This is a genomic window from Paenibacillus gallinarum (assembly GCF_014836635.1).
GTDB lineage: Bacteria > Bacillota > Bacilli > Paenibacillales > Paenibacillaceae > Paenibacillus > Paenibacillus gallinarum.
Genome location: NZ_JACSQL010000001.1, coordinates 653799 through 673974, shown reverse-complemented (window position 1 = coordinate 673974; position 20176 = coordinate 653799). Strand labels below are relative to the sequence as shown.

At 41.0% G+C, this 20176-nt stretch carries 21 protein-coding genes and 1 other RNA gene; 11 read left to right on the top strand and 11 right to left on the bottom strand.

What is annotated here, in order from left to right; genetic code table 11:
- Positions 1–218 precede the first annotated feature (218 nt).
- Both H9647_RS03275 and H9647_RS03270 read left to right on the top strand, forming a co-directional pair.
- Positions 219–647: a MerR family transcriptional regulator gene (locus H9647_RS03275; protein ID WP_191798119.1), complete on the top strand. Its 429-nt coding sequence runs from the start codon at positions 219–221 to the stop codon at positions 645–647.
- Between the two features lie 26 nt (positions 648–673).
- Positions 674–1348, top strand: coding sequence for a zinc metallopeptidase (locus H9647_RS03270; RefSeq protein ID WP_191798117.1), 675 nt, complete (start codon positions 674–676; stop codon positions 1346–1348).
- Between the two features lie 23 nt (positions 1349–1371).
- Here the strand turns inward: H9647_RS03270 and H9647_RS03265 are convergent, their stop codons facing one another.
- Both H9647_RS03265 and H9647_RS03260 read right to left on the bottom strand, forming a co-directional pair.
- Positions 1372–2283 (bottom strand): LysR family transcriptional regulator, encoded by a 912-nt coding sequence (locus H9647_RS03265; RefSeq protein ID WP_191798114.1) that lies wholly within the window; start codon positions 2281–2283, stop codon positions 1372–1374.
- An 88-nt stretch (positions 2284–2371) separates the two neighbouring features.
- Complete coding sequence (locus H9647_RS03260; protein WP_191798112.1) at positions 2372–2992, bottom strand: rhomboid family intramembrane serine protease; 621 nt, start codon at positions 2990–2992, stop codon at positions 2372–2374.
- Positions 2993–3093: 101 nt separating this feature from the next.
- Between H9647_RS03260 and tpx the strand changes: the two genes are divergently transcribed.
- Positions 3094–3612: a thiol peroxidase gene (gene tpx, locus H9647_RS03255; RefSeq protein ID WP_191798108.1), complete on the top strand. Its 519-nt coding sequence runs from the start codon at positions 3094–3096 to the stop codon at positions 3610–3612.
- Between the two features lie 53 nt (positions 3613–3665).
- On the opposite strand, the gene H9647_RS03250 is transcribed toward tpx, so the two are convergent.
- The 3 genes from H9647_RS03250 to H9647_RS03240 all read right to left on the bottom strand — a co-directional run bounded on the left by H9647_RS03250 (position 3666) and on the right by H9647_RS03240 (position 5340).
- Entirely contained in the window at positions 3666–4061 is a 396-nt protein-coding gene (locus H9647_RS03250) for a DUF1499 domain-containing protein (protein WP_191798105.1), read from the bottom strand.
- Between the two features lie 230 nt (positions 4062–4291).
- Positions 4292–4482: non-coding RNA, 6S RNA (gene ssrS, locus H9647_RS03245), on the bottom strand.
- A gap of 81 nt (positions 4483–4563) precedes the next feature.
- Positions 4564–5340, bottom strand: coding sequence for a YesL family protein (locus H9647_RS03240; RefSeq protein WP_191798102.1), 777 nt, complete (start codon positions 5338–5340; stop codon positions 4564–4566).
- 423 nt (positions 5341–5763) lie between these two features.
- Between H9647_RS03240 and H9647_RS25945 the strand changes: the two genes are divergently transcribed.
- A complete protein-coding gene (locus H9647_RS25945; RefSeq protein WP_263621305.1) occupies positions 5764–5889 on the top strand; it encodes a hypothetical protein in 126 nt (41 codons plus the stop codon).
- 47 nt (positions 5890–5936) lie between these two features.
- On the opposite strand, the gene H9647_RS03235 is transcribed toward H9647_RS25945, so the two are convergent.
- Entirely contained in the window at positions 5937–7553 is a 1617-nt protein-coding gene (locus tag H9647_RS03235) for a DEAD/DEAH box helicase (RefSeq protein WP_191798099.1), read from the bottom strand.
- Between the two features lie 322 nt (positions 7554–7875).
- Here H9647_RS03235 and H9647_RS03230 point away from each other — a divergent pair, with 322 nt between their 5' ends.
- From H9647_RS03230 to H9647_RS03220, 3 genes are all read left to right on the top strand, one after another.
- Positions 7876–8697 carry a YitT family protein gene (locus H9647_RS03230; protein ID WP_191798097.1) on the top strand — a complete coding sequence of 274 codons (822 nt, stop codon included), beginning with the start codon at positions 7876–7878 and terminating at the stop codon, positions 8695–8697.
- 186 nt (positions 8698–8883) lie between these two features.
- Positions 8884–9072 (top strand): hypothetical protein, encoded by a 189-nt coding sequence (locus tag H9647_RS03225; RefSeq protein ID WP_191798095.1) that lies wholly within the window; start codon positions 8884–8886, stop codon positions 9070–9072.
- Positions 9073–9251: 179 nt separating this feature from the next.
- Positions 9252–10610, top strand: coding sequence for an MATE family efflux transporter (locus H9647_RS03220; protein ID WP_191798092.1), 1359 nt, complete (start codon positions 9252–9254; stop codon positions 10608–10610).
- A 69-nt stretch (positions 10611–10679) separates the two neighbouring features.
- Here H9647_RS03220 and pfkA read toward each other — a convergent pair whose 3' ends face one another.
- The 3 genes from pfkA to H9647_RS03205 form a co-directional block, all read right to left on the bottom strand.
- Positions 10680–11651, bottom strand: coding sequence for a 6-phosphofructokinase (gene pfkA / locus H9647_RS03215; protein ID WP_191798090.1), 972 nt, complete (start codon positions 11649–11651; stop codon positions 10680–10682).
- Positions 11652–11666: 15 nt separating this feature from the next.
- Entirely contained in the window at positions 11667–12701 is a 1035-nt protein-coding gene (locus H9647_RS03210) for a tetraprenyl-beta-curcumene synthase family protein (protein ID WP_191798640.1), read from the bottom strand.
- Between the two features lie 337 nt (positions 12702–13038).
- Complete coding sequence (locus H9647_RS03205) at positions 13039–13236, bottom strand: cold shock domain-containing protein (protein ID WP_160033010.1); 198 nt, start codon at positions 13234–13236, stop codon at positions 13039–13041.
- A gap of 163 nt (positions 13237–13399) precedes the next feature.
- On the opposite strand from H9647_RS03205, the gene H9647_RS03200 reads away from it, so the two are divergent.
- The 4 genes from H9647_RS03200 (at position 13400) to H9647_RS03185 (ending at position 16984) form a co-directional block, all read left to right on the top strand.
- Complete coding sequence (locus tag H9647_RS03200) at positions 13400–13633, top strand: hypothetical protein (protein ID WP_191798086.1); 234 nt, start codon at positions 13400–13402, stop codon at positions 13631–13633.
- Positions 13634–13638: 5 nt separating this feature from the next.
- Complete coding sequence (locus tag H9647_RS03195) at positions 13639–13821, top strand: hypothetical protein (protein ID WP_191798084.1); 183 nt, start codon at positions 13639–13641, stop codon at positions 13819–13821.
- A 225-nt stretch (positions 13822–14046) separates the two neighbouring features.
- The gene (gene pepF, locus H9647_RS03190; protein WP_191798639.1) at positions 14047–15837 is read left to right on the top strand and encodes an oligoendopeptidase F; all 1791 of its coding nucleotides are present in this window, start codon (positions 14047–14049) and stop codon (positions 15835–15837) included.
- 109 nt (positions 15838–15946) lie between these two features.
- Positions 15947–16984: a M42 family metallopeptidase gene (locus tag H9647_RS03185; RefSeq protein WP_191798081.1), complete on the top strand. Its 1038-nt coding sequence runs from the start codon at positions 15947–15949 to the stop codon at positions 16982–16984.
- Between the two features lie 265 nt (positions 16985–17249).
- On the opposite strand, the gene H9647_RS03180 is transcribed toward H9647_RS03185, so the two are convergent.
- The gene (locus H9647_RS03180) at positions 17250–18059 is read right to left on the bottom strand and encodes a hypothetical protein (RefSeq protein WP_191798080.1); all 810 of its coding nucleotides are present in this window, start codon (positions 18057–18059) and stop codon (positions 17250–17252) included.
- A 173-nt stretch (positions 18060–18232) separates the two neighbouring features.
- Complete coding sequence (locus H9647_RS03175) at positions 18233–20170, bottom strand: ABC-F family ATP-binding cassette domain-containing protein (RefSeq protein ID WP_191798078.1); 1938 nt, start codon at positions 20168–20170, stop codon at positions 18233–18235.
- Positions 20171–20176: the final 6 nt, after the last annotated feature.

The following is a 20176-nucleotide window of genomic DNA, read 5'->3' as shown; positions in this document are numbered from 1 at the left end:
TCCTGTCCTATTCATTTGTAGATTATAATCACTACCACATCATATTTACAATGTATATCTCTACATGAAATCGTTACCATTTACAATTATTTTTTTGACTAATTATGAGAACAAGTGTATATAATGACCTAAAAAGTGTGACGTTTGACTGTACGGTTCTTCTTCATGTATCATGTTGTTTATTGAATAGAGAAAGGTGAGTGTTTCTCGATGGGGATATGAAGCTGTATCGAATCGGTGAATTGTCGAAAGCTGCCGGTGTCAGTGAACGTACGATTGACTATTACACGAAGCTTGGGCTAATTACGCCAGAGCAACGTACACAAAAAAACTATAGATTATACAATCATGAAACCTTGTCTCGTCTCGAACGTATTATCCAGATGAAACTAGAGAAGTATAGTCTCGATGAGATTAAACAATCTTTAGAAAAATGGAGCTCCGTTTCCTCGAATGAGCAGGTTACAAGCAAACTTAACAGTCTGGAAATTCATGTACAGCAGCTTGAACGAGAAATGAATGAACTGAAACCTCTCCTTCAAGACATGAAACCAACCCATCAGCACAAAGTCGTAGCCGGGTTATTAACGAAAAGTGCCGCTTGTATGGAAGCACTGAAGATTTTGCTTGAAAGCTCCATGATGTAGTTATTTATAAGAATGGAGGTAAATTTATGGGGTTTTTGTATGTTCTAATTATCGTTGCATTTATATTGTCACTTTGGGCTCAGTTCCGAGTAAAAGGTACTTTTAACAAATGGGCTAAAGTGGAAAACACAACAGGAATGACGGGCTATGATGTGGCAAGACGCATGCTTGATCTAAATGGACTTCAGGATGTACCGATTGAGCCTGTGCGTGGAGCTCTTTCTGACCACTATGACCCGATTCACCGTGTGGTTCGTCTGTCAGAGCCAGTGTATTACGAAAGATCGATTTCAGCCATTTCTGTTGCCTCTCACGAGGTAGGTCACGCCATTCAGCATAAAGAACATTACCCAATGCTCGTATTGCGCCACAAAATATTCCCAGTCGTGAACTTTGCATCGGGTATTGCACCGTTTCTTATTTTGGGTGGATTTCTCTTTAATGCATTTAACTTAATTGGTATTGGTATCATTTTCTTCTCTGTAACGGTAGCTTTCCAATTGATTACCCTTCCCGTTGAATTTAATGCCAGCAACCGTGCTCGTGACATTATTGTACAAGAAGGCTATATTCAGAGAGAAGAAGAACGTGGCGTTGGTAAAGTTCTTAATGCCGCAGCTCTGACCTATGTTGCAGCTGCTCTTATCTCACTGCTTGAGCTTATTAGATATATTGCGATCTTCACAAGCAACCGTGAATAGCGAATATATAAGAAACCCCAGTCTTAATTGACTGGGGTTTTGTTATTTTCTAAGCCAAAGTAATCAAGTAAAAATGAGCGGAAAGACTGCGCAACGAGCGGTAATTTCTCATCATTTCGATGAATAAGTCCGATTGAACGCGTGACTCTCGGGCTTGATAACCTTACTCTAGCAGGTTGAAGCGGGTTGGTTTGAAATAAGGCCATTTCCGGAAGAACACTTACTCCCATCCCGGCTGCTACAAGACCACGAATCGCATCGGTCTCTTCTCCTTCAAATGCAATCCTCGGTGTAAATCCTGCTTCTAAACAAGCATGCCATACGATCGGCCTTAGAGAATAACCTTTGCTAAATAAGATAAACTTATCTTCCTTTAATTGTTCCAATCGAATGGTTTCTTCTCCAGCAAGGGGATGATTTTGAGGTAAAATGGCAAATAACTCTTCTGTAAGAACGACATCCCCGCCGATTTGCTCATGCTTCTCAGGAAAAGGAGAAATAAATGCCAAATCTACTTCTGAAGATAATACATCTCTAATCAATGTTGGGTACATACCTTGTTTAAACTTAAATTTCACATTAGGATAGCGCTTTCTAAACTCCGAAACGACAGAAGGAATAAGATGGATACCAAGACTATGCGGGAAACCAATACGAATCTCCCCTTTTTCAGGGTCCGAAAATTCATGTACCTCACCAACAGCCCGATCCAAGTCCTTAAGAATCCCCTCTACTCTTTTACAGAATAATTGTCCCACAGGAGTAAGTTGCAAATTTCTTCCCTTGTGCATAAACAAGTCGACTCCGAGTTCCTCTTCAAGATGATGAATCTGGCGACTTACTGCGGATTGTGCTACATGAAGCTCTTCCGCAGCTTGAGTCACGTGTTCTTTCTGTGCAACCTTTAAAAAGTACTGCAACTGTCGTAGTTCCACTCGTTTAATCGCTCCAATCTACTAAAACCATCCAAGTATACCAATGATATTCTTCTTGACTCTACTGTATCATGCAAGCACGAATGAATCAACGATGCTTCTGTTTAAATAATCTAATTAATAAACCGTATATGAAAAAGCCTGCAATCAGCCCACCAAAATGAGCAGCTAAATTTATATTGGCTACGCCCAAAGAAAAAATAATACCGAATCCTAAAATGGTATACATCACTTTCCTTGAGGCTTCATCCATCTTGTTGCGCTGGAAAATAGCTATATATAAAAATGCACCATAGACACCATAGATTGCACCTGATGCTCCCACCGCATACGTTGGTGACGACAGGTTATTATAATAACCCTGTGTGATCAAATTACCAATAAAACCACTTGCTACGTATAAAAAAGCATATTTCCACCAACCGAGTAATCTTTCCAGCGGCGGTGCAAATACCAGCAAGGCAAAACAATTAAAGAACAAATGATCAAATCCAGAATGAAGGAACATCGAAGCAAATAAACGCCATATTTCATCATTCAATGGTGGGATGTTAGCTAATGCCCCAAACTTCAATAAGGTGAATGGATTCTCTGATCCCCCATTGAATAGCAATACCATAAACATAATGACGTTAGCTGCAAGCAGTATCGTGGTTATCGGATAATACTTTATGTAACCTTTCCAGTTCTCATAACGCAAAAAAATCATAACTACACCCTTTCATAAATGCCCTCTATTGGACATGAACTTACTAATACGATTATAATAGATAAGTATGAAGATAACCAATTTCAAGGAGGTAGACATAGATGTCCCAAGAACGTAGTGGCGTAGCCACATTTAAAGGTAGTCCCCTCACACTGATCGGACCTGAACTGAAAGTGGGAGATCAAGCTCCCGACTTTACACTAAACAAAGACTTGCTCACTGAAGTAAATCTTTCTGACTATGCTGGAAAAATTAAGCTAATCAGTGTCGTTCCTTCTCTTGATACAGGTGTGTGCGATGCACAAACTCGCCGTTTCAACGAAGAAGCTGCTTCTCTTGGAGAGAATGTAGTCATTTTAACAGTAAGCGCGGATCTACCTTTTGCACAAGCTCGTTGGTGCGGTGCGGCAGGCGTGGATAAAGTGGTAACCCTTTCGGATTACAAAACAAACTCCTTTGGCGAAGCATATGGTGTTCTCATTAAAGAATTCCAACTTGATATGCGTTCTATTTTTGTTATTGATGCGAACGACAAAATTACATATGTAGAGTACCTGGCAGAAATGACAGAGCCTCCTAACTATGAAACAGCTATTCAAGCAGTGAAAGAACTTCTGTAATTCTTGTCATACAAAAAAAGCGAACGAGGACTTGTCCTTGCTCGCTTTTTATTTTATTCTCCGGTCACTCTATACCTGGAGAGCTTCTTATCAATAATATCAAAAATTTGTAGTATAATTCGATAGTTCGCTCCAAGATCCCCTAATGAACCTTTTGAAGCAGAATAAATATCTACTGCCGTGCGGACAGGTGTCACTTGAATTAAAGTAACCGTAATGTCTAATGTACGACCAAATGTAGTGCGTTTCTCCATCGTAATTTCACCAACAGAAGGCACCTCATGAAGTACCTTGTAACCAGGAATCTTCTTCATTAGAGAAGAAATTTCATCCCATGCCTTGTCTCTAGACAAGTTATAGTAACGCGTTTTCATTTTGGGATCCTTAGCTCGATCGCTTGTTCCCTCCATACTGCGGATAATACCGACAAGTGTTCTTTTGAGTGACAAGACCCTTCCCCCTTTATATATAGCCGTTCTCTTTTTCTGAATCTAGTGTAACATTCTCTATCGCAGAACAAAAGAGAGCAGAAACAACCTATGTAATTATAATGAAATCCATTCGTAATTAGAACGGGAAGACTGATGAGCTGCTGTCTATTCACCATTTCTAATAAAACTAAAAAAACATCTCAAAGCACCCTTACAGAGTACGTGGAGATGTTTCTTAAATCCTAAAAAGGATTCCCGCAAATGCCGTCCGATTATATTGTCTTCTGAACCTGCGATAGCAGGTGGGTGATCTCAGAGCTGTTTATGAAGTCCCCATGTCATATAGACAGGGCGTTTCAGCCGCACCTCGTTTGATCTCCCGAGACATAGTCATTGGTTCAAAAACAACGAATAACCGATACGAACATCGCAGGATGTAGAAACAATTATAGCGCTATTCCATGTAAATGTAAATAAGAAAACAGAATATGCTAATCATCACGACTCTTCTTATTACTTCTTATTTCAATTCTGCACGTGAGTCAGAGGATGGTTCTTCTCGATTCCCATCTTCGTCTTCTTGATCTGCTTGCATTTTCTCTATTTGCTCTTGCATCTTGGTGAAAGTAGCGTAGAAATTAAAGAAAGCAAACCATGCAATTATACTGCCAATAAAGAAAAAGAATAACGCTGGATACTGTGCACCAATATAACTTACTAATCCCGCTCCAAGGAGAGTTGAGAATACACGGAAGGGACGGATTAACGTAATGAGCACCGCATTTTTAAGAATCAATCCTATCGACATGTGATAATGAACCACCATCGAAAAGAAGTTAAACATTGAAACACCAAGCAATAATAATAGAATCAGCATAATAATACCAATCAACTGCAAATTCTTAAATTGTGTCATGTATACGGTGTAATCCAAATACATCACAATAAATAGAATGGTGTAAAAAATACCGCCTAACATACTTTGCTTGAAGTTATCTTTGTAACCAGCAAAAAAGGTTTTGAAAACAGGGACATCAGCATCCCCCATAACCCACTTACGAACTACGTTGAATAATGCCGCTGTTGCAGGAAAGAATGTAAACGGTGCCACAATTGCGATAGCCCAGTTCATTTGCAACGATTCATTCGTCATCCCCTGACCCATAACGAGAATCTTCACAATCGTAAAGAAAAAGAATGGTGAAGCACAGAGTACCCATAATAGGTTAGCCCCTGCAAATCTACTAATCCATTCCGTAAGGCGGTATATGCCTCCCATTGCTCCCTTAAACTCCAAAATTATTCTCCTCCTTACACACAGGAAAAATTCCAATGATGCCGAAATTCAGCCCTATGTATCATCTTAGATGCGGATTCTCGAATCCGAGTAGCGCTTTATATTATGTATGAATACAAGGCAAACGCAGCTCTGTTAGCAAAAAATATCCATTCATAATGTAAAATGACCGCTCAAGAAAATCCAGAGTTATTCGTGATCTCTACTAGTAACTATACCGCATAACTATAATGAAAAGCTAGCATCTCGCACAAATACGAGGCTTTCCATTTATAAAAATATGTATATTTTACCGAAATATAAAGATAGAAGCCTATTTATTAGACCTTTAGGCATACATCTAGTCATTTTTCTTGATTCGTCCATAGGATAACGTGTATTACAAGAGCAAAGCAAGCTTCTGATCCTAAGGAGGTGAACGCAATGTCTTACGGCTGTGGTCCTGTTGTTGGCGGTTGTGGTACAGGTGGCTTTGATTGGTTCTCCACAGGTACGATCCTCGTCTTATTCATCCTGCTTGTCATTATTTCTAAAACATTCTTCTGTTAAATAACAGAAAAGACGAAGCATCATATGCTTCGTCTTCTTTTTGTATCTTATTCAAATGAAGAATCTTCACGACGAGGTCTACGCTCACCGCTATTGTTGTTACTGCTGCTACCAGTAGTGCTGTTACTGTTGCTGTATGAACGCGGTTTGCTGCGATCGCGATCACGGTCACGATTATATCCGCCTTCTTTACGTCCACCACTGCTGTATCCGCCTCTGTTGCTGCTGCTGCTTCCACTACCGCTACCACTGCGGTTGTATCCGCCGCCGCCGCTGCGATTACCACCGTAGCTGCCAGAAGGCTTACGTCCACTAGAACGAACATCTGGTTTACGACGTTTAGCACGAATCGGATCCTCAGGTGTAAGTTCAACTGCTGCATCTTTCTTGTCTCCTGTAAGGAGTTTAAGAGCTGCAGACAAAAGTTGTACAGAATCGTACTGCTCGAGCATTTGAATAGCGATTCCTTTGTACTCGTTAAGTTCGCCATCTTGTACAATTTCAAGAAGACGCTCTGCTGTTACGCGTTGTTTACCTTCAATTGCTTCTGCAAGTGTAGGAAGCGGTTTACGCGGAATACGGTGACGAGTTACACGCTCGATGAAGTGCAAATGATCAATCTCACGCGGAGTCACGAAAGAGTAAGCTGCACCTTCTTTACCTGCACGGCCTGTACGACCAATACGGTGAACATAGCTCTCAGGATCTTGCGGAAGGTCAAAGTTAATTACATGCGTTACACCAGAAACGTCAAGTCCACGAGCTGCTACGTCTGTAGCTACGAGTACATCAATGCTTCCATCACGGAATTTACGCATTACAGCATCACGTTGATTTTGAGAAAGGTCACCATGAAGACCATCTGCAGAGTATCCACGTTTTTGCAAAGCTTCTGCAAGCTCATCTACACGGCGTTTCGTACGACCGAATACGATAGCAAGCTCAGGAGATTCCATATCAAGCAAACGGCTCAGTGCGTCAAATTTTTGACGTTCAGGCACTTCGATATAAGATTGCTCAATAAGCGGTGCGCTTACTTGTTTAGGGATAACAGATACGTGCTCTGGGTTATTCAAAAATTGTTGTGCGAGCTTTTGGATGTTAGTAGGCATTGTAGCCGAGAACAACATCGTTTGACGCTCCTTCGGAACTTGTTTCAGGATAGATTGAATATCTTCCATGAAACCCATATCGAGCATTTCATCTGCTTCGTCAAGAACTACAGTTTGTACATCTTCAAGTTTGATTGTTTTACGGTTGATGTGGTCAAGCAAACGACCTGGTGTACCGATAATCACTTGTGGTTTCTTTTTCAAAGCGCGAATTTGGCGAACAATATCTTGACCGCCGTAGATTGGAAGAGTGCGGATTCCTTTGAAACGAGAAAGTTTCTCGATTTCTTCTGCTACCTGAATGGCAAGTTCACGTGTAGGAGCCATAATCAGTGCACGAATTTTTTCGTCCGTTTTTTCGATTTTGCTGATAAGTGGAATACCAAATGCAGCAGTTTTACCTGTACCTGTTTGTGCTTGTCCAATCAAATCTCTTCCGCCAAGTGCTAATGGGATCGATTTAGATTGAATGGGTGTCGCTTCTTCGAATCCTAGTTCTGTAATAGCTTGTAGAACCTTAGGTTCCAAATTAAATTCTGAGAAAGTTGTCAAATTTTTTCAAACTCCTTTTATATGGTGGACATGTGGACAAATCCACTTCGTTTATCTGTATTCTTAAGTAGCGTTACATTTATTGGCTGTTTGATCATGCGAAGTTTTCTGCACGATTTCACCTTTTTCAATAATTTAGAGAATACTTTCTCTCTATTATTGACTAAACTACATATGATGTTTAATTGAAACTTGCTGAAAACAAAACATGCTTTTTCCGAAAAAAGCGACCTACTCAAGAACATCTAAACAATATTATATCACAAAACGATTTACAATTACCAGCTAGCATTATAATATGAATTATTGTTGAGGTGAGAAAGTGTTTAAATTACTTACAAAATCCGTTCTTGTTTTTATAGGCGGTGCCATTATTGCAGCAGGCTTCAATCTTTTTCTAATCCCTCATGAGCTTCTAAGTGGGGGTATTTCTGGTGTGTCCATGCTGATCGGATATTTCACCAGCCTAAATTTTAATTTCATGTACTTTGCTTTTAACATTCCACTCCTTGTTGCCGGTTGGTTTATGCTCGGTAGAAGGTTTATCACTTTTAGCATTGTGAATGTTATAGCGACGACGTGGATGCTAAATTTAGTACCTGTAACTGCCGTTGTAGTAGACCCCCTCCTTTCTTCCGTATTTGGCGGGGTGCTGATTGGTGTAGGAACTGGCTTGGCCTATCGGGCAGGAGGTTCATCTGGAGGACTGGATATCGTTGCTTCCATTATTACCCGGTACCGAGATTTTCCAATTGGAACTATTATGGCGTGTATGAACGGGATTATCATTATGCTTGCCGGATACTTGAATGATGACTGGAATATTGCCTTAATCTCTGTATTATCCATTTACATTACAGGCAAAATTATAGATCTTATTCATATTGGGCATGTAAAAGTGACTTTATTTATCGTTACCAATGAGACAGATATCATGCTAAAAAAATTGTTGCCAAGACAGCGAGGAGTCACCAAAATCAGAACACAGGGTGCCTTCACTGATCACGAAAAAGATATGCTGATGACAGTAACGACTAAATATGAGCTCGACGAAATAAAGCAAATTATTAAGGATACCGATCCGAAGGCGTTTGTTAACATCGTAGAAACCGTTGGGATTATGGGGTCTTTTAGGAAGAATTAGGGTGTTTGTCAAGTGTAATATTTAAGGGCCTTGTGGTATACTATGAATGCATACTCGTATTGCAACCCATGTTCTCAAGAGCTTATCTTGTCTATCCGTAATTTCACCAAGCACATGGCTTTTCCAGGCAATGAATGATTCTTTGCTGAATGATTCTAAGTGAGGAAAGGGTGATTATTTGTGGAAATGGAAAGGGTAAAACTGTCTGATATCGTCACGAAATGGTTTCCAGAAATGCTCCCCACTTTAAGGCAACATGAACTCAATTCGTTAATTGTGCTTCGGGATGGATTCGGAATTTTGGAACCAGAGGATGCTATGGAAATCATTCAGTACAGTATTTGTGAACAGCAAGACAATATGTATTTACAATAAAACCGCACGCCGCCGCTATTGCCGATCTTTCGGCATAGCGGTTTTTTTAGGTTTACATCCCCTTCTCTTTTTCACTCATATAGAAAGAAATTACTCTGTTCATTCTCCCGCACATCTATTAAAATATTTCTTTGTGTGCATTCACAAATCACAGATAATAAGATAAATGGAGAATAGACATGAATCAGACATTTACTACATCGCAAAAGTGGAAGCAATTTCTTATTATTTTGCTCCCCATCCTCATTACGCAGATTTCGTTATCAGCAATCACTTTTTTCGACACCAATATGTCTGGGCACTTTAGCCCACAAGATTTAGCAGGTGTAGCCATCGGAGCGAGTCTTTGGATTCCTATTCAAACTGGTCTCAGCGGTATTCTTATGGGAATTACACCGATTGTATCTCAGTTGATCGGCAGCGGGCGCAAGAATGATGTGCGTTTCAATGTAATACAGGCACTCTATTTTGCTGTTACAATCGCGATTCTTATTCTTATTGTGGGAAGTTTCGTCATTGGCCCTGTTTTGGAATTTATGAGTCTTGAAGACCGGGTCCAAACGGTAGCTTATTATTTCCTCTGCGCCATTTCATTTGGGGTTATCCCACTCTTTGGATATACCGTACTCCGTAACTTTATGGATTCCCTTGGACAAACAAGAATAACGATGATCATTACGCTCATTTCTTTGCCAATCAATATCTTACTGAATTATCTACTCATATTCGGGCATTTTGGTTTCCCTCGTCTAGGCGGGGTTGGTGCGGGTATTGCTTCAGCATGTACTTATTGGATTATTTTCTTCATTTCCATCGTTGTAGTACATCGTATTCGCCCTTTTGCCGAGTATGGCGTATTCCGGAAGTGGCATGGTCCTTCTATTCATAAATGGAAAGAACTCTTGACGATTGGTGTACCCATTGGTTTTGCGATATTTTTTGAGACCTCTGTATTCTCAGCCGTTACTTTATTTATGAGTAGATTTGATACGGCAACAATTGCAGCCCACCAAGCCGCTTTAAACTTTGCTTCTACCTTATACATGATTCCTCTCAGTATCAGTATGTCACTCACGATTCTTGTCGGTTTTGAGGTCGGAGCAAAACGTCTACAGGATGCCAAGAAGTACAGCATGATCGGAATCGGCAGTGCTGTAACGTTATCCTTACTTACTGCTGTAGTGCTTATCGTATTCGGCGAGCAGGTTGCTGGTATTTATTCCACCGACCCCATTGTCATTGATCTGATTCAGCATTTTTTAGTATATGCAATCTTCTTCCAAATTTCCGATGCTGTAGCCACACCGGTACAAGGTTCATTACGAGGATACAAGGATGTTTCCCCTGCTTTTATCATTACCTTTATTGCTTTTTGGGTAATTGGACTGCCAATCGGGTTTATAACCGCTACTTATACAACTCTCGGACCTTATGGGTATTGGGTCGGCCTAATCACCGGTCTTGGGTGCGGTGCATTTGCCTTGTTATGGCGTCTAGTTAACATACAACGCCGTTATAATCAAAAAAAATTCAACTAATCATTAAAAAAAGCTGCTCAGTGTACCGAAAGGTATTCACTGAGCAGCTTTTTGGTTAATTTATATAGGTTATTGTGAAAGGCGAAGTGCAAGATTATACAATTCCATATTAATCGGTTTTTTCGTATTAACTACTAAGTCGATGTCTGTAAGGGTCAATTGATTATTGATAATCCCACAAGCTTTATCGGACTCACCTTCGATCAAGCTACGAACAGCAAAATCGCCTAGGCGGCTAGCTAAGTTACGATCAAAAGGAGTTGGCGTACCCCCACGCTGAATATGGCCAAGAACGGTTACTCGCGGCTCATATGCTGGGCAGCGCTCCATAATTTCTTTAGCCACATCTTCACCCTTACCAACGCCTTCAGCTACGACAATGATACTGTGACGTTTACCGTGCTCAAAGTTTGATCTCATTCGATTTGCAACTTCATCCATGTCAAATGGTACTTCTGGAACCAGAATCGTTTCAGCACCAGATGCTAGTCCTGCATGAAGAGCGATATCGCCGCAATGACGACCCATAACCTCTACGATAGAAGAACGTTCATGAGAAGACATCGTGTCACGAAGTTTGTTAATGGCATCCACTACAATACTTGTAGCTGTGTCAAAACCGATCGTGTAATCCGTATAAGAGATATCATTGTCAATTGTACCAGGAAGAGCCATCGTATTAATTCCGAGTTTACTCAGCTTGTTAGCCCCTTGATAAGATCCGTCCCCGCCAATAACGACAAGACCGTCGATGCCGTGCTCTCTCAAAATGTCTGCACCTTTTTGCTGACCTTCTGGTGTCATAAACTCCTTACAACGTGCAGATTGAAGTACGGTTCCACCGCGCTGAATAATATCTCCAACACTGCGAAGGTCCATTTGGCGAATATCATTATTCAAGAGACCTTGATACCCACGTTGAATACCAAATACTTCAAGCCCATAGTAAAGTCCACTGCGTACCACGGCACGAACAGCGGCGTTCATCCCCTGAGAGTCTCCTCCACTAGTTAACACTGCAATTTTTTTGACTGCTGACATTATGATTTCCTCCTCTTATTTCTCATACATATGTTTACGAATCCATTTGGTATTGACCAAGAAAAAGCGTCTAGTTAGCGGGCTATTTCTTAGTAACCTTTTGGAGACGGAACGAACCTCCTGCTGCTCGCTGACCTTAGGATCAGTCAAGTATAGTGCAAGCAGTCCTTCAATAATCATCCGGTGAAAAGAACTTGCAGGAATGTTTGAAACGTCGTTGCGAGCCTCATCAACAATATAGGCGATACGTTCGATCATTTCGTCCTCACTTTCGTAATAATTACAAAAGTTAAGATCCCCGCCCTGTCTGTCTTCCTCCTGATCGATTAAATAATCGAGCATGATGTGTAGCCCTGTCACATGCGGGAAATAGGATGCATGAATAGAGGAAGCTTCAACATCATCTAGATGTGGGTCTGTAGCAGCAAGGAAAAGCATGAATACCCCTAGTGTTGAACCCGTAGCTGCTGCAAACTCATTCCATTGTAATTCCGGCGTGCGCTGCTTATGAAGTTCCCACCAATCGAGTAAAGCTTGTTCACGAAGTCCAGGCTTAATATGCTTGTATACTTGTAAGTCGACATAGAGTCCTACCAAATCTTGAACATAAGGTTTAACAGCCGAATAGCCGGGCAACCTCTTTAAGCAGGATTGACAAGTAGATACAAGACTATGCAAATATCCATCATCTTCTTGTTCCTTACGAAGCGCATAATAATTTACTAATTTCGCGTCAGGATTAACCGCGTCAAGCATCGATTTATGTAGCAGCCTAAAATCTTCGGCATCCATGGAAGTGCTTCGATCGCATAAATTATCCAAATAATCACTGATCGTTTGATACGATACGATGAGTGGAATAAGGATATCCTTCATCGACAAATTGGCGGCCGCATAAATAGCGCCTCCTTCGCAGTGAAACTGTTTGCTTGCAATACTGGCAAGTGCCTGTGTTCTAAGCTCCGGGTCTGGAATCTCTTCTGCTCTCATTTTAATTCGACTAAGTTCTTGTCTGACTCCCGGGAAAATATGTCTATATACCCGGTTCATTAGTCCAATGGGCCCCCGTGGAACATTACGATTACTTTGTTTTTGGTTAATCAAATGACGGTGCCTCCACTTTGTTCTTTACATATTCATACCTGTTCAAACCAATACCCATTATAATATGACATGCCATTTTGTACAAATAATCTAAGTCACTTATTTATATTGAATGAACATTAGCCCTCTGTCCATTTTTTATCACATTTAATAGTATAGCACGTGTGAATATAATCACAGGAACAATCAAAAAAAGCGCAGCTCCCCTGATCGGGAAAACTGCGCTTTCAATACACGATTCAAACAAACTTGTATAAGAAATCCGATAAGTACGGAAAAATTCTTACAGTTTGATTACGTTAGCTGCTTGAGGACCACGGTTTCCATCAGTAATTTCGAATTCTACCGCTTGACCTTCTTCTAGAGTTTTGAATCCGTCTCCTTGAATAGCGGAGAAGTGAACGAATACATCGTCGCCGCCTTCAACTTGAAGAAAACCATAACCTTTTTCTGCATTAAACCATTTAACTGTACCTTTCAAATGAACAACCTCCTAAAAATGCCGCCATCTATGGCGAATGTCTATATTATACTGCATAAGTTTTTACAATGCAATTACTGTTTTGATCAAAACCATAAAATAATTTGCTTCTGGAACCTGGGTAAGGTATCATTTTACCAAAACCGCAAATGGAGAAATGCACATGATTAAAAAACATCAAATATATAAAAAAGACAAATGGAATATGATGACTGTAGAAGTACAAGGTCGTTATATAGTACTTCGTGAAATCTCTGATCAGTGGGGAGAAGATACTCACACATTTATGAGCAGACCTGCTCTTATGCATTGGGCAAAAAACCGTTTTCCTAAAGAAGATTTTGTAGACAGAGAAGAAGAATGGGCTGAAATCATGGCTGCTTTCAAAGAGGTATAAAATATATGGATGTTAGCAGTAACATACTTATATTTATTGTTTCTGCCTTCCTGCTCGGCGTTGTCGTTATTGTGAAAAAAGACTCGCTTCCACAAAGACTTCGTAGGCCGCTTGCTATTATTTCTATTTTAATGATTGCGTTCGCCTTCTTCCTTATTATGTACAGTTTGTTAACAATGGGCAGCTAACCGCTTACCTGGTACCCTGGCGGTTACTTCCTTTCAAATATTTCATTACCGGAACGGTCATACTATGTTTTAGTGCCTTACATTAAGGAGGAACCGCTAGTGTATGCCCGAAAGACATTGCTTTTTGTGCTTGCCGCCAGTCTGTTGTTTACGAATGGGACTGCTCATGCACAAGCTGACCGTTCCGGCCCATCTTTATTTAATGATCATCAAAGGAGGATGAATATGAGTAAAGTAGTGAAACGAAGTGAAGTACCTTTAGAGGATCAGTGGAACCTGCAGGATTTATTTGAGAATCAAGCTGCATGGGATAAAGAATATGAAGAGGTCAAAACCTTGACCAAGAAAGCAGCAGAATTCCAAGGCAAACTGAGTCAAGCGGAAGCTGTAAAATCCTGTTTTGAACTCGAGGATGATATTTCTCTCAAAACAGAACGTTTATATGTTTATGCTCATATGCATCATGATGAAGATACGGCAAACCCTACATATCAAGCACTTTCTCAAAAGGCGAAGAAATTGAGTGTGCAGGTTAGTGAATCTTTATCTTTTGTGACTCCGGAAATTCTCGCTTTACCGGATAAGGAACTCGATGCTTTTATCGAAAATCCTATTCTTAAGCCGTATCAATTCACGTTAGTAGAGATGAAACGCGAAAAAGCACATGTTCTATCAAAAGCGGAAGAAGCTTTACTTGCTCAAGTTGGTAACTTGTCTCAAGCTCCGCAGACGATTTTTGGCATGCTGAATAATGCCGATCTCAAATTCCCGAAAATCAAAGATGAGCATGGAAACGAAGTTGAATTAACTCACGGTAGCTATATTCAGTTCCTAGAGAACCCAAATCGTGAAGTGCGTGAAAGAGCATTCAAAGCGGTCTACAGCACTTACGCGAAAAATAAAAATACGATCGCTGCTACGCTTAGCGCGAGTGTAAATAAAAACATTTTCTATTCAACGGTTCGTAAATACCCTTCCGTTATGGAAATGTCCCTCTATGGTGACAACATTCCAACCGAAGTGTATACGAACCTCGTTGATACCATCCATGAAAGCTTGCCGCTACTTCAGCGTTATATGAAACTGCGCAAGAAACTGCTCGGAGTAGATGAACTGCATATGTATGATCTCTTCGCTCCTCTCGTTGATGAATACAAAATGGATATCTCCTACGATGAAGCGAAAAAGTCCGTTAAAGAGAGCTTGAAGCCTCTTGGTGAGAAGTACCTGGATGCTCTTCAGGAAGGTTTTAACGACCGGTGGATCGATGTATACGAAAATGAAAATAAACGCACAGGAGCGTATAGCTGGGGCGCTTACGGCACACATCCTTATGTACTCCTGAATCATAAAGATAATTTGAACAGCATGTTCACGTTAACTCATGAAATGGGTCACGCTCTTCACTCCTATTTCTCAGACCATGCACAGAAATATAGAGACGCGCAGTACACCATTTTCTTGGCTGAAGTTGCGTCTACAACGAATGAAGCTCTGCTGATGGATTACATGCTTAAAAAATCAACAGAACCAAAAGAGAAATTGTATCTGCTCACCTATTATGCAGATCAGTTCCGTACAACCGTATTCCGTCAAACGATGTTTGCTGAGTTCGAGAAAATCATTCACGAACGTGCAGAACAAGGAGAATCCTTAACACCTCAACTCCTCTCCGAGATCTACTATGATCTAAACAAAAAGTATCATGGAGAAGATATGGTAGTTGATCAGGATATTGAAATGGAATGGGCACGTATCCCTCATTTCTACAACAGCTTCTACGTTTACAAATATGCAACCGGGTTCTCTGCAGCAACAAGCTTCTCCAAACAGATTCTGGAAGAAGGTCAACCTGCAGTAGATCGTTACCTTGGCTTCCTGCAAAGCGGCGGAAGTGACTACTCTATCAATATCCTGAAAAAAGCAGGTGTTGATATGTCTTCCCCAGAACCGATTCGAGAGGCTATGGCCGTGTTCGAAGAGGTAATCACCCAAATGGAACAGCTTACGAAATAAAATATTATACCTAGAATCCCTTGCCAATAGTCGGCAAGGGATTCTCCATGATTTACAGCAGTTTTTTCAAGCAGGGTCAGATACAATACATGACAAGGGAGATCGAACGATGAGCATTCAAATCAATGAGGAATATACTTTACAATTACTCGATAAATTACTTAACACTCCGAGCCCTAGTGGGTTTACTCATCACATTATGGAATTTATCGAAGCAGAAGTGTCGAGACTTGGGTTTTCGTATGAGCGCAATGCAAAAGGCGGCACCATTATCACGCTTCCAGGTGAGGACAATAGCAGAACTATCGCGTTAAGTGCTCATGTCGATACACTGGGTGCTATGGTTCGTTCTATTACCTCTAGCGGAACATTAAAATTAACATCCATCGGTGGATTCATGATGAATTCCATTGAAAATGAGTATTGCATCATTCATACTCGTAGCGGCAAGTCCTATACAGGTACAATTATGTCTACAGCTCCATCCGTTCACGTCTATGCAGGTGCCAGAGAATTCAAACGAGAAGAGAATCATATGGAAATCAGAATCGATGAGCTTGTAGAAACAAAACAAGATGTTTTGGATCTAGGAATCGGAGTAGGCGATTTCATTTCTTTTAATCCACGTGCCGAGTTCACTGCCAGCGGGTATATCAAATCTCGCCATCTGGATGACAAAGCAAGTGTCTCTGCCCTCTTTGCCTTACTGGAATCCGCTAAGAGTAATCAATGGACGCCTAAACATCAAGTGAAACTATTAATCAGCAACTATGAGGAAGTTGGTCACGGTACGGCTTATATTCCAAGTGATATTGATGAAATGATTGCTGTGGATATGGGCTGTATTGGAGACGATCTGTCTTGTAAAGAAACCGACGTGTCGATCTGTGCAAAAGATTCTTCGGGACCTTATGATTATGAAATGACATCCCGGCTGATTGAACTAGCAAAAGCTTCTGACATCGACTACGCTGTCGATATCTACCCTTTCTATGGTTCGGATGCTACAGCTGCACTACGCGGCGGTAACAATATTCGTGCGGCTTTGATCGGACCTGGTGTACATGCTTCCCATGCTATGGAACGTACACATAAAAAAGCAGTAATCAATACAGCTAGACTGCTAGCTGCTTACATCACTGCTTAAATCTCTTTTTGATTGAACAATTACAACGATCATCACGAAATTAAGGTAGAAAAAATGCGTGATAAAATTCGTAGTATACAAGGTTCTCCAACTCATGAAAAAATGTACGAACTTCATATTCTTCTTAAACAATAAGACCCCTCTCGGGGTCTTATTTTCTTATCATATGATAGGAATTCATACACTTGAAGTATAGCCCTTAGAATGGACATTAGAAGCTCTGAGCGTATAACCGATATGTTCTAGGGGATGCATTTCACGACTGCTAAGCTTCTTCTACCGCTCTCTTCCGCTTGTCCTCCCAATCTTTAAGTTCACCAAGTAGTTTCTGCTTCGTGGAATCAAGTTTGATTAAAACTCGACCCACCTCTCCCATACCACTACTTACGCTATCCTGGGCATCATGGATTTTATTTTGTACCAACCAGTCACTAAAAAATCCATCAAGAAAATAATCCGCGAAAGTAAGCAAGCCTTGAATTTCAAAATTACTGTTCAGGATGACATCGACATCACGAAGCTCTTCCTGGAATTTACGAAGATATAACTGAGCATCATGAACATGATCCTCTGCATCCCCAATTCGGCTATGTTTAATATGTGTGGAGATCATTCCTCCACCAAGCATATCGTAAGTTCCCCAATTCCCCGCTGATTTTAAAGATTCCGCAGCCTCATCGAGACTATTGAGCACTCGATTGCCTGCTGTCTCTGCTTCCTCAATCTCTTTCAGTTGCCCTTTAATCTTGACCTCATGTTCCAAACACTTCTGAATAAAAGCATCTGAATCTACCAAGCTTTTCTGTTTGTCAGCCATAAGCTCATCGTATTCTTGTTTCCAGTGCTGCCATTCATACAAAGCTGCAATCTCGCTTCTAACTTCAGCCAGCTGTTTGCGAATATCTTCAAGAGCACGGTTCGCTTCGTCATATAATGCTTTACTCTCTAGAAGTTCTTTCTCCTCTTTCTCCAGCTTCTCTTCTTTTCTCCCCACCAAACTGTAAAATAAAGAAGACAACGAAGTCTTTAAGAGTTGATCTACATCCTTTTGTTCTGCACGCAGATGTTCGGACATAAAGGAGTTCTTCTCCCCTTTTTTCAAGTTCTTGCAGGTTTTCTTCTCTGGAAGTCCATTTGTGAAGCAATCTGCCTTTTTCCTTCAACAATGCGAGGCGTTCATTCGTTTCTTGTTACACAGGCATTCTCCCCCTTCTGATACTTCCAGGACTGCGGCCCCTATTTTTCCACTTACTTTTTGTTCTGTTCGATCTGCTCGGCTAGTTCATTTAAATAAGTCCATCGTTCCATTAACTGTTCCAGTTCTTTCTCCGCTTCTTTCTGTTCCTGCATTAGTTCTTGAAGTCTTAACGCATCAGCAAAAGCTGCTTCCATCTGAGAAGTAAGATCCTCTATCTTCTGCTCTACAGCTTCGATCATCGCATCGATCTGCTCATATTCCCGTTGCTCTTTAAAACTGAACTTCAATTTCGTTTTTGACGAATCTTCAGACTTCATGGATGCAGCTGGAGAATCATTTTTCTCTATCACTGTTTCTTTCTTTACCGGCTCTTTTCGAGGCTCTTGACCATTCTTGGCAAGCCACTCCGCATACTCAGAATAGTCCCCTACATGTACTCTCACCTGTCCCTCGCCTTCAAAGGCAAGCACTTTATCAATCGTGCGATCAAGGAAATAACGATCATGGGATACCACGATAACAACACCAGGGAAATCTTCCAAATAGGTTTCAAGAACACTTAGGGTACTAATATCCAGATCATTCGTAGGCTCATCTAGAAGAAGTACGTTAGGTGCAGACATAAGGACTCTTAACAAATACAGACGGCGCTTTTCTCCCCCTGATAAACGGGAAATATACGTCCACTGCGCTGCAGGAGGAAATAAGAATCGTTCCAGCATCTGAGCTGCTGTAATGGTCTCTCCGTCTCCCGTACGAATCACTTCTGCCTCTTCTTTAATATATTCGATAACTCTCAGATTCTCGTCCATTTCTTGATGTTCTTGCGTAAAATAACCCAGTTTAACGGTAGGTCCTACCACAATCTCACCAGAATCAGGCTGTATTTGTCCTGCAATCATATTGAGTAGCGTTGATTTACCACTGCCGTTTGGCCCTACGATACCTACCCGATCACCAGGAACCGCGATGTAACTTAGATCATCCACCAAGGTGCGATCTTCGATTTTTTTAGACAGATGCTCTATTTCTAAAATCTTCTTGCCCAGTCTAGCAGAAGCCACCGACATTTCCAGATCTCCGGAGCGATGAAGAGTATCCTGATCTTTCAATTTTTCAAAGCGGTCAATTCTTGCTTTTTGCTTTGTCGTCCGCGCTTTTGCTCCGCGGCGAATCCAAGCAAGTTCGTTGCGTAATAAATTTTGCCGTTTTTGCTCTGATGACGCTTCTCTCTCTTCACGCTCTGCCTTCAGTTCTAGAAATCTAGTGTAGTTGGCTTCATACCGGAAAAGACGTCCATGATCAAGTTCAATCATGACATTGGCTACTCGATCCAGAAAATAGCGATCATGCGTAATCATAAGAAGCGCACCGCGACGTTTTTGCAAATACTGTTCCAGCCAAACCACAGAATCGTTATCAATATGGTTCGTAGGCTCATCCAGTATTAACAGATCTGATGGATGGATGAGTGCCGCGGCAAGCGCTACTCTTTTTCGCTGTCCACCGGATAAACTGCCCATTTTCGCATCAATCTGATGAATTCCGAGTTTAGAAAGAATCGTCTTGGCTTCACTCTCTAGCTGCCATGCATCATGTTCTTCCATCTTTTCGCTAAATGAAGTTAGTTTCTGCAACAGCGTTTCATCATTAGGCTTTAGTTCTAATAGTTCCATAATTTCCATATAGCTGCGAACAACCTGCATTTCGGGTGAGTCGCCTTGAAATACTTGCTGCAATACCGTGATATCCGGGTCATAGTCCGGGTTCTGATCTAACATCTCGATCCGTACATGATTACCGATTGCCACATTTCCTTCATCTGCTTGTTCCTTACCAGCAATCACGCGAAGAAATGTTGATTTACCTGTTCCGTTTACACCAACAATTCCGATTTTATCTTGATCATTCATACCAAAAGAGGCGTCTTTAAAAAGAATCTTTTCTCCATAGCTTTTGGAAATGTTTTCAACTGTCATTATATTCATTATGAA